Here is a 2495-nt window from a genome sequence, read left to right on the forward strand (position 1 = left end):
CACAGCCCGTTCGCCCGGTCCGTGCCGGAGGCGGAGCGCAGGAACACGACCCGGGAACCGTCGGGCGCCACGGTGAACGCGCGCGGCGCGCCGAGCGTGAACCGCTGGGTACGGGCGTGCCGGCGGGGGAAGGAGTCAGCCTCGGTCGTCATACCCCGACCATATTGGCCATGCGCCCCCTTGTGCGGCTGTGCGCCGAGCGATGCGCGAGCGCGGATAGTTATGATCACTAGCGCTGCGTGGGTATGAACCTGCTGGCTGCTGTATGGATTTGCTCTACGGATCCACGCCATGGATCCATTGCCCCCATAGTCCGACCCCCCTAGTCCCTGGGATCATTGGAGGTGAGCCGCCGTGGCACTCTCGATTTCGGCGGTGGTGCTGCTGGCGATCGTCGTCTTCCTTCTGGTCAAGAAATCAGGGCTGAAGGGCGGGCACGCGGTCGTCTGTGTCCTCCTCGGGTTCTATCTGGCCTCCTCGACCATCGCGCCCACGATCAGCGATCTCACGACGAACATCGCGAGCATGATCGGCAGCATCAAGTTCTGACGGCCCGCCTTTAGGGTGGGCACATGACGGAACTGCCCGCCCGTCGTCTGCTGCTGGTGCACGCGCATCCGGACGACGAGTCGATCAACAACGGCGCGACGATGGCCAAGTACGCGGCCGAGGGTGCCCACGTGACACTGATCACGTGCACCCTCGGAGAGCGCGGTGAGGTCATCCCGCCCGCACTGCGGCATCTGTCGGGCACCGGACTCGCCGAGGAGCGGGAGCGGGAGCTCACCGCCGCCATGAAGGCGCTCGGGGTCACCGACCACGGTCTCCTCGGCGGCCCCGGCCGCTACCGGGACTCCGGGATGATGGGCACCCCGGACAACGACGACCCGGACTGCTTCTGGCAGGCCGACGTCGACGAGGCCGCCGGGCACCTCGTCGAGGTGATCCGCGAGGTACGACCCCAGGTCCTCGTCACCTACGACCCCGACGGCGGCTACGGCCACCCCGACCACATCCAGGCCCACCGCGTCGCCATGCGCGCCGCCGAACTGGCCGCCGACGCCGGGCAGTCGATCGCCAAGGTCTACTGGAACCGCGTACCCAGGACCGTCGTCGAGGAGGGCTTCGCGCGGCTGCGTGACGCGCTGCCGGAGCTTCCCTTCGCCGAGACCGCCGCCGTGGACGACGTACCGGGTGTCGTGGACGACGGGCGGATCACCACCGCGATCGACGGCACCGCGTACGCCGCAGCCAAGACCGCCGCGATGCGCGCGCACGCCACCCAGATCGAAGTCGCCCCGGACAAGCCGTACTTCGTTTTGTCGAACGAGCTCGCGCAGCCCGTATTCACCACCGAGTACTACGAGTTGGTCCAAGGGGTACCCGCCGGGGCGCCCGAGGCCGACCTCTTCGAAGGGCTGGGCCTGTGACGAGTGCCAATCAGGGCGGCGGAAGCCTCCTCGCCCAGCCGCTGCAACGGCCTTCCGGGCTACGGGTGTTGGCCTACCTCGGGCTCTTCGTGCTCGGCGCGGTCGTCGGGGTGGCCGGGGCGCTGGTGCAGGGCGGCTGGTTCCCCGGCGGGCTGCTGCTCGCGCTCGCCGGAGCGGGCGGAGTCTTCCTCGGCGGGGCGAGAGCGGCCGACGGAAGGGGCGGGGCCGTGGCGCCCGCGGCCGGCTGGATGGTCGCCGTCATCCTGCTCACCGCCAGCCGCCCGGAAGGCGACTTCCTCTTCGGCGCAGGAGTCGGTTCCTATCTCTTCCTGCTCGGTGGGATGGCCGTAGCTGTGATCTGTGCCACGTTGGGTTTGGGGCGGCAACCAAGCAGCCCTGACGTCCGACTTGGCAAGTGACGTACCACTTCGTGGTGACGCGCGCGTGCGAGTCCGGTGTGGGTTTCCCCAGCGGCCGTGGGATACCGCCAAGAAGTGGCCAGTATGGTGGTGCGCGCCGCCGAGTCGCCCGTGGGTGTCGGGCGGCGGAGCCAACCGGGAGAACCTGCCTTGAGTCGTGAAACTGACACTCCGTCCTCCGGGCCCGACGGGCGCGGCGGAGCCGCTTACCCCTCGGGGACCCCGCCGTACGGGACGCCCGCGGCTTCCGACGACCGTACGGATGCGGGGCGTTCGGCCGCGCAGCCGGAGGAACGCAAGACCGAGACGACGCTGACGACCCGGATCCGGATCAACATCCCCGGGTCGCGGCCCATTCCGCCTGTCGTCGTGCGCACACCCGTCGCGGACACCGAGTCCGCCGACGGATCCACGACGGCCGAGGTGCAGCTGCCGAGTTCCGCGCTGCCCACGGGCGTCGTCGAGCCGACGACCGAACTCGCGCTGCCCGGCGCCGAGGAGAAGACCAGCGACTGGTTCGCACCCCGCAAGTCCGGCCCCGCCAAGGGCGGTCAGGGCGGTGGCGGCACCAACGGCGCCGGGATTCCTGGCGGTTCGGCCGCCGGAGCCCCGAGCGCCCCGGGCACCGGTGCCCCGAGTACGGGTG

At 70.2% G+C, this 2495-nt stretch carries 3 protein-coding genes and 2 pseudogenes; 4 read left to right on the forward strand and 1 reads right to left on the reverse strand.

All coding sequences use genetic code 11. From position 1 onward, the window contains the following. Positions 1-230: pseudogene (locus R6V09_RS54810) on the reverse strand (S9 family peptidase); the annotation flags it as partial. Positions 231-354: 124 nt separating this feature from the next. Between R6V09_RS54810 and R6V09_RS50780 the strand changes: the two are divergent. The 4 genes and pseudogenes from R6V09_RS50780 to R6V09_RS50795 form a co-directional block, all read left to right on the forward strand. Further along, positions 355-549, forward strand: a complete 195-nt coding sequence (locus tag R6V09_RS50780) for a hypothetical protein (protein WP_019058412.1) — start codon at positions 355-357, stop codon at positions 547-549. A gap of 23 nt (positions 550-572) precedes the next feature. Next, on the forward strand, positions 573-1430 hold the full coding sequence (mshB, locus tag R6V09_RS50785; RefSeq protein ID WP_317888194.1) for an N-acetyl-1-D-myo-inositol-2-amino-2-deoxy-alpha-D-glucopyranoside deacetylase: 858 nt from the start codon (positions 573-575) through the stop codon (positions 1428-1430). Continuing rightward, entirely contained in the window at positions 1427-1849 is a 423-nt protein-coding gene (locus tag R6V09_RS50790; RefSeq protein WP_317888195.1) for a DUF6113 family protein, read from the forward strand. Before mshB ends, R6V09_RS50790 begins: the two co-directional genes overlap by 4 nt. 150 nt (positions 1850-1999) lie before the next feature. Continuing rightward, positions 2000-2495: pseudogene (locus tag R6V09_RS50795) on the forward strand (hypothetical protein); the annotation flags it as partial.

The sequence above is a fragment of the Streptomyces sp. W16 genome, from assembly GCF_033194735.1.
Taxonomy (GTDB): Bacteria; Actinomycetota; Actinomycetes; order Streptomycetales; family Streptomycetaceae; genus Streptomyces.

Bases quoted from the DNA above. Each gene is read 5' to 3' on its own strand.
- mshB (WP_317888194.1), top strand. From the start codon at position 573: ATGACGGAACTGCCCGCCCGTCGTCTGCTGCTGGTGCACGCGCATCCG.